The organism is Streptomyces sp. NPDC007856 (genome assembly GCF_042868225.1).
Classification (GTDB): domain Bacteria; phylum Actinomycetota; class Actinomycetes; order Streptomycetales; family Streptomycetaceae; genus Streptomyces.
In genome coordinates, this window is the sequence record NZ_JBIAEC010000002.1 from 370618 (window position 1) to 382918 (window position 12301).

The window sequence follows — 12301 nt, forward strand, 5'->3', positions numbered from 1 at the left end:
GCCCTTTGCTGACAGCGGCGTAAATAAGGCTTGCCCGAGGGGTTCTCAGGGCGCCTACCCGTCAGTACATTGACGCCATGTCCAACACGCAGGCCCGGGTGCCGCTCAAGGCACGCAAGGTGTCCTTCTCCTGGGACGGCACGCCGTTGCACTGGGTGCCGGAGGATCCCTTCACCACGCACACCATCAACGTGCTGCACCTGCTGCTGCCCGCCGGTGAGCGGTGGTTCGTGCACGTGTACAAGCAGGTGCTGCCGTACATCCGCGACGAGCGGCTCCGCGAGGACGTCATCGGGTTCATCGGCCAGGAGGCCATGCACTCCCAGGCCCACGACGAGGTGCTGCCGCATCTGCGCGAGCAGGGGCTCGACCCGACGCCGTACACCGCGCAGGTCGACTGGTTCTTCGAGAAGCTGCTGGGCGACCGGACGCTGCCGCCGGGCAGGGCGCGCCGGTGGTGGCTGATGGAGCGGGTCGCGCTCATCGCGGCCATCGAGCACTACACCGCGTTCCTCGGCAACTGGGTGCTCAACGCCGAGGAGCTGGACCGGCGCGGCGCCGACCCGACCATGCTGGACCTGCTGCGCTGGCACGGCGCGGAGGAGGTCGAGCACCGCTCCGTCGCCTTCGAGCTGTTCATGCACGTCGACGGCGGCTACCGCCGGCGCGTTCGCACCTGGGCGACGGCCTTCTCGGCGCTGGTGTTCCTGTGGCAGCGGGGGGCGCGGTTCTTCATGGAGAACGACCCGACCCTCATCGACGGCAAGGCCTCCTTCAAGGACTTCTACGTCCGGGGCAGGCTGGGCCTGCTGCCCGCGACCGGGGACATGCTCAGGTCCATCCCCCGCTATCTGAGCCGCGACTACCACCCCTCGCAGGAGGGCGACACCGAGCAGGCCGTCGCCTATCTGACCGCCTCCCCGGCGGCCACGGCGGCACAGAAGAGGGCCGCCTGATGCCGAAGCTGCGTACGGTCGCGCTCGTCGCGGGCGCCGCCCTGCTGGCCCGCGGGGCCCTGCGCCGCCGGATCCAGGTCTCGCCGCTGTGGCCGATGCCCGCGCTGGAGGAGCCCACCTCGGGCCGGCCGCACTCGCGTGCGCTGCGGCTGCTGGTGACCTCCCGCGAGACGGTGGCCGAGGGGGTCGTGCAACTCCGCCTGGAGGGGCGGCACTTGCCCCGCTGGGAGCCCGGAGCGCATCTCGACCTCGTCCTGCCGTCGGGTCTTGTCCGGCAGTACTCGTTGTGCGGGGACCCCGAGGACACCTCCTCGTACACCGTCGCGACCCTGCTGGTCGCGGACGGGCGGGGCGGCTCGCGGGAGGTGCACGAGCAGGTCACGGAGGGCATGGAACTGGAGGTGCGGGGGCCGCGGAACCGTTTTCCGCTGGTCGAGGCGGAGTCGTACGTCTTCGTCGCCGGCGGGATCGGGATCACCCCGTTGCTGCCGATGCTGCGGGCACTGCCGGAGCACGCCGACTGGCGGCTGCTCTACGCGGGGCGCGACCGGGCCTCGATGCCGTTCCTGGAGGAGGTCGAGAAGCGGGGCGGTGACCGGGTGACTGTCGTGGAGGGGCGGCCGGACCTCGACGCGCTGGAGGTGGGCGAGGGGGCCGCCGTCTACTGCTGCGGTCCCGAGGGACTCATGGCGGCCGTCGCGGCACGCTTCCCGGACGTCCGTCTCGAACGGTTCGCGCCCCGTACCTCGTCCGACGGCAACACCGAGTTCCAGGTCGAACTGCGGCGCACCGGACGGACGTTGACCGTCCCCGCCGACTCCACCGTGCTCGCCGCCGTACGCGGCGAACTGCCGGACACCGCCTACTCGTGCGAGCAGGGCTTCTGCGGGACCTGCCAACAGCGGGTACTGGAAGGGGAGATCGACCACCGGGACGAGCTGCTGACCGACGCGGAGCGCGCCGACTCGATGCTGATCTGCGTCTCGCGGGCCAACAGCGATCGTTTGGTGCTCGACATGTGATCACCTGCGGCCGAATCCGATCGGTAAGGTGTTCGCATGAGTACCGGGGTTCGCCGCAGGATGGGTGTCGAGGAGCGGCGGCAGCAGTTGATCGGCGTCGCCCTCGACCTGTTCAGCCGACGCTCGCCCGACGAGGTCTCCATCGACGAGATAGCGTCGGCCGCGGGCATCTCACGCCCGCTCGTGTATCACTACTTCCCCGGCAAACTCAGCCTGTACGAGGCGGCGTTGAAGCGCGCTGCGGAGGATCTCGCGGGCCGCTTCGGCGAGCCGCACGAGGGCCCGCTCGGCGCCCGGCTGCTGCGCGTGATGCGCCGCTACTTCGACTTCGTGGACGAGCACGGGCCAGGTTTCTCGGCGTTGATGCGCGGCGGCCCGGCGGTCGGCTCGTCGGCGACCAACGCGCTCATCGACTCCGTACGGCAGGCCGCCTACGACCAGATCCTGTCACACCTCCAGGTCCCGGAGGCGCCCCCGCGGCTGGAGCTGGTCGTCCGCTCCTGGATCTCGCTCGCCGAGTCGACCGCCCTGATCTGGCTGGACGGCCGGCGCATCCCGCGCGCCGAGCTGGAGCTCCAGCTCGTGCACGACTTCGCCGCACTGGCCGCCGTCAGCGCCGCCTACGACGAGGAGATGGCGGCCCTGCTGAAGACCATGGTCAAGGACGAGCCGGCCGACGGCCCCTTCGCGGAGCTGGTCGGCCGGCTCATCGCCCTCGGCGCCTAGACCGTCACCGGTCGAACTTCCGGTAGGACGGGTCGAGGTCGCGGACCTCGGCGGAGGCGTGCAGGGCGATGCCCGCGTCCGCCACATGCTTCCGGAGCAGCTCCAGGGCCGTGTCCGTCAGCTTCGCCTTCGTCTCGTCGCTGCGGCCGGCGAGGAGCCCGATCGTCACGTGCACGATGGCGTGCCCGCGCGCCCCGGGGTCCTCGTAGCCGTACACCGTGTACGCGCTCGGCCGGAACTGCGTCTTGCAGGCCTCCGGCTTCGCCGCCGCGATCTCCACGGTCGCCTCGTGCAGCGCCCGGGCGAAGCCCTCGCGGTCGAAGGCGTTCTCCGCGATGTCCGAGTAGTCGATGGTGATCTGCGGCATGCGCACTCCTGTTCTACGACGTCAGCCCGACCCTACTTCCCCGCCCGGGTGAACACCGCCACCGTCCGCGCCGGGACGCTGAACGTGCCCGACCCGGCCGCGTAGGCGGAGGTCTTCACCACCGGGTCGGCGCCGGAGGCCTGCGCCGGGTGCAGCTTGTACCGCGTCCCGGCCAGGTCGCCGATCCGCTGCTCCTGCCGCTCCGGGGTGGCGTTGAAGACGACGACCAGGTCACCGAGCCTCATCGTGATCACACCCGGTGTCTCGTCCTTGCCGGACAGCGGGAAGGACAGCTGGTCCTGCACCTGTGCGGCCGTACCGAGCGAGAACGCCTTCTCGGTCGTGCGGATCCTCAGCAGGTCCTGGTAGGCGGCGGAGGCGCCGTCGATCTGCGGGCAGCCGACCCGCACGCCGGTCAGCAGCGGGCGGGCGTAGTCCCACTTGGACTGGTTGTCGGCCGCCATGGGCAGCCCGCGGCCGAAGCCGTTGCCGTCGGCGCAGTTCCAGTGGATGGCGTTGAACCAGTCCCCGCTGTCGAAGGAGTTGCGGTCCAGCGACTTCGAGCGCAGCAGGTCGGTGCCCGCCTGGGACAGGGCCGGCCCCTGCGACAGGACGGCCGTGGCCATCGCCAGGACCTGCATCCGGGCCCGGTCGGACGCGGAGGTGCCCTTCGGGAGCTTGTAGGTCAGGGCGTCGAAGAGGGACTCGTTGTCGTGCGCGTCCACATAGGCGAGGGCGTCGCCGGGTGCGTCCGCGTAGCCGGCGGGCGAGCCGTTGTAGTCGATCTCCGCTCCCGTGACCTCCTTGCCGTCGGTGTCCGTGAAGTGGTACTTCGCGAGGTTTCCGGACAGCCCGACCTTGATCAGGTCCTGGTAGTGCAGCAGGCGCGCCTTCTGCTCCTCCTTCGAGCCGTTGGCGGTGGCGGAGTTGGGGTCGGTGTACAGCCCGGACGCGAAGCCCTGGATGCCGGGGTCGGAGTCGAAGGGGCTGCCGCCGCGCACCGCGTCACGGGCGCGGTCGGAGAAGGTGGCGATGCCGGTGCCGGCCATGTTCGCCTGCGTGGCCTGCACGAAGCGGGCGTCGTTCGCGACCTCGCCGAAGTTCCAGCCCTCGCCGTACAGGATGATCTTCTTGCCGTCGACGCCGTCCTTCTCCAGGGTCAGGGCGTCGAGGGCCTTGCGGACCGCGAGGATGTTGGCCTTGGGGTGGTGGCCCATGAGGTCGAAGCGGAACCCGTCGACCTTGTACTCCTTGGCCCAGGTGACGATCGAGTCCACGACCAGCTTGCCCATCATCGCGTTCTCGGGTGCGGTGTTGGCGCAGCAGGTGCTGTTGGCCACCGATCCGTCGGCCAGGAGCCGCTGGTAGTAGCCCGGCACGATCTTGTCGAGGACGGAGGTGTCCGCCTGGCCGCTGGCCGCCGTGTGGTTGTAGACGACGTCCATGACGACCCGCAGGCCGTCCTGGTTGAGCGCCTGGACCATCCTGCGGAACTGGACCGTACGGGCGGTGCCGTCCGGGTCGGTGGCGTACGAGCCCTCGGGGACCGTGTAGTGGTACGGGTCGTAGCCCCAGTTGTAGGCGTCCTTCGCGGCGGTCTTCGCCACGCACGCCTGCTGCTGGTCGGAGTCGGCCGCGTAGGAGGCCAGATCGCAGTCGGGACTCGCCTGGTCGGCCTTCTTCTCGGGGACCGTGGCGAAGTCGAACGCGGGCAGCAGATGCACGTACGACGTGCCCGCCCTGGCCAGCTCCCTCAGGTGCCTGGAGCCGTCGCTGTTCTTGTCGGTGAAGGCCAGGTAGGTGCCCTGGTCCGTCGCCGGGACGGTCTTGTCGGCGACCGAGAAGTCCCGGATGTGCAGCTCCTGGATCTGCGCGTCCTTCAGCGGTACGGCCTTGGGCTTGTGCAGGGCCGACCAGCCGCTCGGGGCGAGGGCCCTGTCGTTCAGGTCGACGACGAGGCTGCGCTCGGAGTTCGCGGTGAGGGCGACCGAGTAGGGGTCGGTGACCTTGTTGGTGACCATCTTGCGGACGCTGGGCGCCCAGACCTTCACGACGTACCGGTAGGGCTTGCCCTTCCAGGACGCCGGGCCAGTGACGGACCAGACGCCGGTGGTGTCGTCGCGGTGCATGGCGTGGTCGGAGCCGTCCAGCTCCAGTGACACGCTCTGCGCGGTCGGCGCCCACACCGAGAGCGTGGGCTTTCCGTTGTGGAAGACCGGCCCGAGCGCGGCCTTGGTCGCGCCGGGGTGGAGGTCGTCCAGCGCCCCCGCGATCTGCACGCCGGTCGCGGCCAGGACGGCACCGTTGGCGGCCCGCTGCGAGGCGACGAGCTGGCCCTTCAGCGCCTCGCGCACCCGGTCCCGGTCACGTGGGTCGACGGACCAGGCGGTGTAGTCCTTCAGGTGCGGGAACTTCGCCTTCTGGGCGTCGGTCAGCGTGGTCTTCTCCAGCCGGATCCAGCGCTCGTCGTCGCTGGTCAGCGCCCCGTCCTTGACCGCGATCGAGCCGTCCGGGGAGTACAGCAGCTGGGTGGAGGCGGCGCCGTCCGCGCCGTTCCAGGCGACCGTGTCCCGGTCGATCCAGATCGCCTTGGAGGTGCTCAGGTCGAGGGCGGCCGAGCTGCCCGCCGGCTGCGGCAGCAGGTATTTCTCCTGGCCGTTCAACAGCCACACCTCGTGGCCGTTGGCCTTGAGATCGAGGGACTGGTCCGCCGCCAGGTCCTTCTCGTCGCCCTTGTGGATGATGTAGCTGAGGCTGGTGGCACCCGCGGTGAGCGGCACCTCGAAGACCGCGCCATAGGCATCAGTCTTCACCGGCTTCAGCGGGTTCGACCAGTCGGTGGGGTTCGCGGCACCCGTCCAGACGTGCAGGCCCCAGCCGTCGTAGTTGCCGTCCGCCCGGTGGTAGTGGATGACCGCCTTGGTCGTGTCCTGCGCCGGATAGTCGGGCTTCTGCATCAGTACGTCCGGCTTCCCCTGCTCGACCCAGACCTCACCCGTCCTGGTGACGTCGATGCTCCGGTCGGCGGAGACGTCCTTGTTGCCGTTCTTGTCGATGACCAGGAAGCCGACGTTGGAGGCGCCCGGCTTGAGCTTGACCCAGGCGAAGGCGCCGTAGGCGTCCCGGCCGGTGAACGGGTGGCTGGCGGGCCAGTTGGTGGCCTCGCCGTCGGCGATGTCGCCCCAGGCGTACAGGCCCCAGTTGTCGTAGTCGCCGTCGGTGCGCTTGTAGTGGACGATCACGTAGTCGCGGGCGGAGGCCGTGGGGACCTCGGGCGCGGGCGGGGTGCCGGAGGTGCTGCTCGCCGTGGTGCTCGCGGTGTGCGCGGCCGAGTCGATCACGACGGCCTTGTAGCGCAGCGCGGTCCCGGCCGGCACGTCCTTGCCGAGGGTCTGGGTGACCTTGTAGGGGGCGTGGTCGGCGGAGCCCAGGACCTGCCACTTGGCGTTTCCGACCTGGGCGGCGAAGACGACCCGGTTGAGCTGACCGCCGTCGACATCGGCGCCGATCTCCACGGTGCCGGTGGCTCCGGCGGCCGGCGCCTTCAGGCTGATCGTCGGTGCGGCGGCGGGCTTGGCGAGGGTGCCGGTGGCCTTGTAGACGACGGCGGACTCGGCCGGGACGGTGACGGTGACCTTGCGGTCGCCGTCGGACGTCACGGAGTCGGTGGCACCGTGGATGCCCCGGTACGCCATGCCGGCGGAGCCGGTCGCGAAGGTCGCCGTCCGCGCCGAGTCGGCGTTGTTGAGGGCGACGACGTACTCCTGCCCGGTCTTCGCGTCCGTACGGGTGAACGCGTAGACGCCGGCGCCGTCGGCCGCGTAGCGCTGGGTCTGGACCCCGTCGGTCAGGGCCGGGTTGGCCTCGCGGAGCTTCGAGAGGTCGGCGATCTGCCGGTACAGCGGCGCGCCGGTGTCGTACGAGTCGCTGGCGTGGGTGCGGTCGGTGCCGATCTCGTCGTCGTCGAGGTAGTCGGCGACCTTGGAGGCGAACATGGTCTGGCGGGCGTCCTTGTCGCCGCCGGAGCCGGTGAAGCCCTGCTCGTCGCCGTAGTAGACGACCGGGTTGCCGCGGCTGAGGAACATCAGCTCGTTGGCCAGCTCGTCCTTCTTCAGGATCTCGGCGTCGGTGGCCTTCGGGTTGTCCTGCTTGAGGAAGTACCCGATGCGGCCCATGTCGTGGTTGCCGAGGAAGGTGACCTGCTCGTACGCGTTGGCCTTGTCGGTCGTGTACTTGTAGTCGTCGCCGAAGACGCCCGCCAGCTTCTGGGCGCTCGCGCCCTGGGAGGCGTAGGCGCGGGCCGCGTCCTGGAACGGGAAGTCGAGGGTGGCGTCGAGGCGGCCCTGGGTGACGTACGGGGAGGTGATGGAGGTGTCGGCGGAGTAGACCTCGCCGAACATGAAGAAGTTCCTCCGCCCGTGCGCCGCGGCGTACTTGCCGAGCGCGGTCGCCCACTGGGTCCAGAACGGCATGTCGACGTGCTTGACGGTGTCGATCCGGAAGCCGTCGACGGCGAAGTCCTTCACCCACCGCTCGTAGATCGTCTCCATGCCGTGGACGACCTCGGGACGCTCCGTCCACAGGTCGTCCAGGCCGGAGAAGTCGCCGTAGGTGGTGGACTCGCCGGCGTACGTCGAGTCGCCCCGGTTGTGGTACATCGTCGGGTCGTTGAGCCAGGCCGGGACCTTGGACCGGCTGGTGACCTTCGGGGTGTACGGGAAGGAGGCGCTGGAGACGGCCGGGAACCTCCTGGTGCCATCCGCGTAGTCGGCGTCGTCGAAGGGGCGGCCGTCCTTGGTGAGGTACGGGAAGGCGCCCTTGGAGAGGTAGTCGTAGGACTTCTCCTGGTAGTCCACGACGTCGGCGGTGTGGTTGGTGATGACGTCGAAGAAGACCTTCATGCCCTTGGCGTGCGCCTTGGAGATGAGGGTCTTGAGGTCCTTGTTGGTGCCGAAGTGCGGGTCGACCTGGGTGAAGTCGGTGATCCAGTAGCCGTGGTAGCCGGCGGAGGCGTTGCCGCCGGTGCCCTGCACAGGGCGGTTCTTGAAGATGGGGGCCATCCAGATGGCGGTGGTGCCGAGGCCCTTGATGTAGTCCAGCTTCCTGGTCAGGCCCTTGAGGTCGCCGCCCTGGTAGAAGCCCTTGTCGCTGGGGTCGTAGCCGGTGCTGAGGCGGGAGCCGGTCAGGCCGCCCCGGTCGTTGGACGTGTCGCCGTTGGCGAAACGGTCCGGCATGACGAAGTAGAACTGCTCACGGGTGTCGTCGTGCCGGGCGGGCTTGGCGGCCAGGGCCGCGTCCGAGGGGGGCGCGGGCGGGGTGGCCGCATGGGCGGCCAGTGGCTGGATCAGTGCGGCGGCGAGGGCTGCGGCGGTGACGGCCGCGGCCCGTCTCGCTCTCGGTATCACAGGCGGTAACTCCTAGCGGATGCGGCTCTCTTGGATCCCTTGGGTCCGACCCCGCGCGACCGTATCGCCGCCGAAAGGTTTACAGCAAGAGTCTTGAAACTCATAGCAAGAAGTTTCAGCGTCAACCTTGACGTGCCTCTCTCAACTCCCTCACGCTCACGGGTTGTTGAACGCTGCCCCTTCTTTCGGAGCCGCACATGAGCAGACACCGACCCCCGGGTGTCCTCCGCCGCACCGCGACCGCCGCAGCCGCGGGCGCCCTCGCACTGGCCGGAGCCATCGCCCTTCCCGCGACGCCCGCCCAGGCCGGCACCACCGCCAAGGGCGATGTGATCGCCAACCTGTGGGAGTGGAACTGGGACTCCATCGCCTCCGAGTGCACGAACGTGCTGGGCCCGGCCGGCTACGGCGCGGTCCAGGTGGCACCGCCGGAGGAGTCCCTGAAGCAGTCGTCGTACTACTGGTGGGACGTCTACCAGCCCTACTCGTACAGCCTGAACAGCCGGTTCGGCAGCCAGGCGAAGTTCAGCGCCATGATCACGGCGTGCCACAAGGCGGGCGTGAAGGTCTACACGGACGCGGTGATCAACCACACCGCCGCCCAGACCGGCACCGGCTACAACGGCACGACGATCAGCAACAAGTACGCCACCCCCGACTGGGACCGCTCGGACTACCACGACTCCTCCGACTGCCCCACCTCCGACCTCACCATCCAGGACTACTCCAACCTCACCCAGGTCCAGAACTGCGAACTGCTCGGCCTGCCCGACCTGAGGACCGGCTCGGACACCGTGCGCACGGGCCTCGCGAACTACCTCAACTCCCAGCTGGCGCTCGGCGTGGACGGCTTCCGCGTGGACGCCGCCAAGCACATCCCCGAAGCCGACCTCGCGGCGATCGAGTCCAAGCTGACCAACACCACGTCCGGCTCGGCGCCGTACGTCTTCCAGGAGGTCTACCCGGGCACGACCCCGCAGCCCTCCGACTACTACGCCTCCGGTGACGTCCTGGACTTCACCTACGCGAGCAAGCTGAAGTCGGCCTTCCAGGGCAATGCCAGCGACCTGGCCTCGATCGGGAGCAGCGGCATCCTGCCGGCCGCGAACTCGGTGTCCTTCGTGACGAACCACGACACCGAGCGCAACGGCCTCCATCTCTCCTACAAGGACGGCGACACCTACAAGCTCGCCAACCTCTTCGAGCTCGCCTACAAGTGGTCCACGCCCACGGTGTACGCCAGCTGGGAGTGGACCCAGAGCGACCAGGCCCCGCCGAACTCCGCGGGCTTCGTCACGGACACGGACTGCTCCGGTGGCGCCTGGTACTGCCTGGACCGCGACACCGCCGTGGTCGGCATGGTGGCCTGGCACAACGCGACCGACACGGCGGCCGTCTCCGACTGGCAGACCAAGTCGTCCAGCGTGATCGGCTTCGGCCGCAGCGGCAAGGGCTTCTTCGCGCTCGACAACGGCACCTCGCCGGCCACGTACACCTTCACGACGGGCATGGCGGACGGCACGTACAGGAACGTCGTCGACGGTGGCGCGACGACGGTGACCGTGTCGGGCGGCAGCGCGTCGATCACCGTCCCCGCGAAGAGCGCCGTCGCCTTCTACAACTCCTCCTACACCTGCACGGTGGGCTGCGGCGACGCGGGCGGCAGGTCCGGCGACACGGTCAGCGCGACCTTCGACGAGTACGCGTCCACGACGTCCGGCACGAACGTGTACGTCGTCGGGTCCATCCCGGCCCTGGGCGGCTGGGACACCTCGAAGGCGGTCCAGCTGTCGTCCTCCGGCTACCCGGTCTGGTCGGGCGAGGTGAGCGTGCCGGTCAACACGTCCTTCACCTACAAGTTCATCAAGAAGGACAGCTCGGGCAATGTGACGTGGGAGTCGAACGCCAACAGGTCGGCGACCACGACAACGTCGGCGCTCTCGCTCAACAACTCCTGGAACGTGGCGGACGCCGACGCCACCGACGTCACCTTCAACGAGAACGCGACGACCGGCTGGGGCACCAACGTCTACGTCGTCGGCTCCGTCCCGTCCCTCGGCTCCTGGAACACCAGCGACGCCGTCCCCCTGTCCTCCGCCTCCTACCCGAAGTGGAGCAGGCTGGTCATCGTCCCCAAGAGCACGGCCTTCGAGTACAAGTACCTCAAGAAGGACGGCTCCGGGAACGTGACCTGGGAGTCCGGGACGAACCGCTCGTACACGACGGGCAGTTCGTCCGGCTACACGACGAACGACACCTGGAAGTAGTCGTCCGGGCTCAGCAGCTCCACTTCCCGGCGTAGATCGCGAGCGCCGTGTTCGAGCCCAAGGTGGCGGTGAACTGCCCACTGGAGTTCACCGTCACCGTGGTGTTGTTCTGGACGTTGCAGTACGTGCCCGCGGGCAGGGAGGTCTGGTACGTCCTGGTCAGGCTGCCGGACTCGTGGTTGATGGCCACATATCCCTTGCCGCCCCGCCCGAAAGCGATCGCGTTGTTGCCGTCGTCCCACCAGTCGGAGACGGCCTGGCCGCGGGTCGCGTTGCGGAAGGCGACCATGCGGATGATCTCCGGCCAGGCGTGCTGGCACTTCCAGCCGTCCTGCCAGCAGGCGTTGACCTGCCCGTTGTTGGGCGGGCCCGCGTCCGCGTCGGACCACTCGTAGCCGGAGTTGATGTCGGGGGCGCCGTACGGCCAGGCGAGCATGAAGACGTTGGCCAAGGTGTAGTTGGCGCCGTCCTTGTAGTTCAGGGTCGAGCCGTTGCGCTCGGTGTCGTGGTTGTCGACGAAGACGCCGGCCACCGAACTGCTCAGATAGCCCCAGCCCTCGCCGAAGTTGTTCAGGTAGGCCAGCTTCTCGTTGTTGAAGACGCGCTTGAGGTCGTAGGCGTAGCGGAACTCCTGGACATCTCCGTTGCCGGTGTACTCGGAGGGCTGGACGGCCTCGTTCGCGCCGTAGATGACCTCCTGCTTCCAGTACACGGACGGGTTCGTCAGGCGGCTCTTGATGTTGGCCAGGTCGTCCGCCGGGATGTGCTTGGCCGCGTCGATGCGGAAGCCGTCGGCGCCCAGGGAGAGCAGGTCGTTCATGTAGCCGGCGATGGTCTTGCGGACGTACTCCTCGCCGGTGTCCAGGTCGGCCAGGCCGACGAGTTCGCAGTGCTGGACGTTCCAGCGGTCCTGGTAGTTGGTGACCTGGGAGGTGCAGTCGTCGAAGTCGGGGTACGAGTACAGACCCGGATAGTCGTACTTGCTGTACGCCGAGCCGCCGGTGCCGGTGCCGCTGCCCGCCGACATGTGGTTGACGACGGTGTCGACGACGACCTTCAGGCCGGCCGCGTGACAGGTGTCGATCATGTTCTTGAAGGCGGTCCGGTCACCGAGCCGGCCCGCGATCCTGTACGACACCGGCTGGTACGACGTCCACCACTGCGAGCCCTGTATGTGCTCGGCGGGCGGGGAGACCTGGACGTATCCGTAGCCGGCGGGGCCGAGGGTGGTGGTGCACTCGCGGGCCACCGAGGCGTAGTTCCACTCGAACATGACGGCGGTGACGTCCTTGGTGCCGGGCGGGGAGGCGTCGGCGGTGGTCGGGTTCATGCCAACCAGGGCGGCGGCCGTGAGGACGGCCACCGCGGGCAGGGTTCTGCGTGCCATGTGTCTGCGTGCCATGTGGGGGTCCTTCGTCCTTGAAGGCTGGGGAAAGACCGCTGAAGGCGCTTGCTGCAATGTTTCAGCAAACTTGCGGTGACGCAGATGTTAAAGGCCCGCTGCCTGAAAGACAGCGGGCCGTTGTGAAGTTGATGCAAGAACTTGTCGACGGGCCGT

7 protein-coding genes are annotated in these 12301 nt (G+C 68.8%); 4 read left to right on the forward strand and 3 right to left on the reverse strand.

What is annotated here, in order from left to right; translation table 11 throughout:
* Positions 1 to 77: 77 nt before the first annotated feature.
* The 3 genes from ACFYOH_RS06140 to ACFYOH_RS06150 are packed head-to-tail and all read left to right on the forward strand — an operon-like array spanning position 78 to position 2704.
* The gene (locus tag ACFYOH_RS06140) at positions 78 to 956 is read left to right on the forward strand and encodes a metal-dependent hydrolase (RefSeq protein ID WP_388621671.1); all 879 of its coding nucleotides are present in this window, start codon (positions 78 to 80) and stop codon (positions 954 to 956) included.
* Positions 956 to 1978, forward strand: coding sequence for a PDR/VanB family oxidoreductase (locus ACFYOH_RS06145; protein ID WP_388621673.1), 1023 nt, complete (start codon positions 956 to 958; stop codon positions 1976 to 1978). The genes ACFYOH_RS06140 and ACFYOH_RS06145 overlap by 1 nt, the downstream gene beginning before the upstream one ends.
* A 36-nt stretch (positions 1979 to 2014) precedes the next feature.
* Complete coding sequence (locus tag ACFYOH_RS06150; protein ID WP_388621675.1) at positions 2015 to 2704, forward strand: TetR/AcrR family transcriptional regulator; 690 nt, start codon at positions 2015 to 2017, stop codon at positions 2702 to 2704.
* Between the two features lie 4 nt (positions 2705 to 2708).
* Here the strand turns inward: ACFYOH_RS06150 and ACFYOH_RS06155 are convergent, their stop codons facing one another.
* Both ACFYOH_RS06155 and pulA read right to left on the reverse strand, forming a co-directional pair.
* Complete coding sequence (locus tag ACFYOH_RS06155) at positions 2709 to 3071, reverse strand: 5-carboxymethyl-2-hydroxymuconate Delta-isomerase (protein WP_388621677.1); 363 nt, start codon at positions 3069 to 3071, stop codon at positions 2709 to 2711.
* A 32-nt stretch (positions 3072 to 3103) separates the two neighbouring features.
* Complete coding sequence (gene pulA, locus ACFYOH_RS06160; RefSeq protein ID WP_388621679.1) at positions 3104 to 8476, reverse strand: pullulanase-type alpha-1,6-glucosidase; 5373 nt, start codon at positions 8474 to 8476, stop codon at positions 3104 to 3106.
* A gap of 197 nt (positions 8477 to 8673) precedes the next feature.
* On the opposite strand from pulA, the gene ACFYOH_RS06165 reads away from it, so the two are divergent.
* A complete protein-coding gene (locus ACFYOH_RS06165) occupies positions 8674 to 10743 on the forward strand; it encodes a carbohydrate-binding module family 20 domain-containing protein (RefSeq protein WP_388621681.1) in 2070 nt (689 codons plus the stop codon).
* Between the two features lie 10 nt (positions 10744 to 10753).
* Here ACFYOH_RS06165 and ACFYOH_RS06170 read toward each other — a convergent pair whose 3' ends face one another.
* Positions 10754 to 12130, reverse strand: a complete 1377-nt coding sequence (locus ACFYOH_RS06170; RefSeq protein ID WP_388622324.1) for an alpha-amylase family protein — start codon at positions 12128 to 12130, stop codon at positions 10754 to 10756.
* Positions 12131 to 12301 lie beyond the last annotated feature (171 nt).